The following is a 380-nucleotide window of genomic DNA, read 5'->3' on the forward strand; positions in this document are numbered from 1 at the left end:
GTGATGGACTTCGGCGACGTCGTGCTGCAGGCCGTGCGCACCACCACCGAGGTCGCGGGCCGCATCACCGACGCCGACACCGGAGCCGCCATCGCCAATGCGGACGTGTCGGGCGGTGGCTCCAGTGCGCGCAGCGCGGCCGACGGAAGCTATGCGCTGTCCGGCATCACGGCCACCCGCTTCGACCTGCGTGTCGCCGCCGCGGGTTATCTCACCCAGTCCTGGCGCCTGGAGGCCGCCGAGCCCGCGCAGGTGCGCAAGGACTTCGCGATGGCGCCGGCCGGCACGGGGGCCATCCGGATCAACGCACCGGCTGCCTCCCTGGGCCAGGCCGGGGCGAACACCGCCATCGCGGTCACGGCGGCCGTGGAGCACACCGG

At 73.9% G+C, this 380-nt stretch carries 1 protein-coding gene; it reads left to right on the top strand.

All coding sequences use genetic code 11. From position 1 onward, the window contains the following. On the top strand, positions 1-380 hold a 380-nt coding region (locus tag GVL52_RS32810), incomplete at both ends, for a carboxypeptidase regulatory-like domain-containing protein (RefSeq protein WP_160012821.1).

Source organism: Rhizobium sp. 18055 (assembly GCF_902706285.1).
In the GTDB taxonomy this organism is placed as follows: domain Bacteria; phylum Pseudomonadota; class Alphaproteobacteria; order Rhizobiales; family Rhizobiaceae; genus Rhizobium.